Origin of the sequence: Hymenobacter amundsenii, from assembly GCF_002204745.1 — a bacterium.
Classification (GTDB): domain Bacteria; phylum Bacteroidota; class Bacteroidia; order Cytophagales; family Hymenobacteraceae; genus Hymenobacter; species Hymenobacter amundsenii.
The window spans coordinates 1-241 of record NZ_NIRR01000129.1 but is presented as its reverse complement, the minus strand read 5'-3'; the positions used below and the strand labels follow the sequence as shown (position 1 = coordinate 241).

The window sequence follows — 241 nt, the reverse complement described above, 5'->3', positions numbered from 1 at the left end:
TTCAGACGACCTAAGAGCCTTCATTATAAAAGGCTCCCAACCGGGTGGCAAACTGGATTTCTTCACCCCCCCCATCAAAGGCCACGAGTATGACGGTGCCCAAATAAAGCCTGGTGTGTATTCCACCCTTGGCCATATTGCCTTCAGACGACCTAAGAGCCTTCATTATAAAAGGCTCCCAACCGGGTGGCAAACTGGATTTCTTCACCCCCCCCATCAAAGGCCACGAGTATGACGGTGC

The 241-nt window shown here is 51.9% G+C and carries 1 protein-coding gene; it reads right to left on the bottom strand.

Annotated elements, in window-relative coordinates; all coding sequences use genetic code 11:
• Nucleotides 1-10 precede the first annotated feature (10 nt).
• Nucleotides 11-241: hypothetical protein (locus CDA63_RS21160; RefSeq protein WP_206780476.1), on the bottom strand; the 231-nt coding region annotated here is incomplete at its 5' end.